1 protein-coding gene is annotated in these 222 nt (G+C 43.7%); it reads right to left on the bottom strand.

Going from position 1 to position 222, the window contains the following annotated elements; all coding sequences use genetic code 11:
• Positions 1-77: 77 nt before the first annotated feature.
• On the bottom strand, positions 78-222 hold a 145-nt coding region (locus IQR33_RS18605), incomplete at its 5' end, for an outer-membrane lipoprotein carrier protein LolA (protein WP_193843915.1).

Genomic DNA, 222 nt, shown 5'->3' with positions numbered 1-222 from the left:
TCCGGTCTCATACGAGCAGCAAGGGGACGAAAATCTTCGTCCCCCGAGAAATCTAATGTGTAATTACTCACTACCAATTAATTCCTTTGGTCATCCACTTCCACACCTTTTGGAATTGTGAATGTGAATCTGTCTGCTTTTGGTTTACCCAGCTTCACGTTGTTAAAGGTGAACAAACCTTTTTGGCCGTCTTGCTCAACCACATTGAAGCCTTTCACCACA

The organism is Vibrio sp. OPT46, from assembly GCF_015163535.1.
Lineage (GTDB): Bacteria > Pseudomonadota > Gammaproteobacteria > Enterobacterales > Vibrionaceae > Vibrio > Vibrio alginolyticus.
Note: the sequence above shows the minus strand (reverse complement) of the source record. Positions and strands in the feature narration are given on the sequence as shown.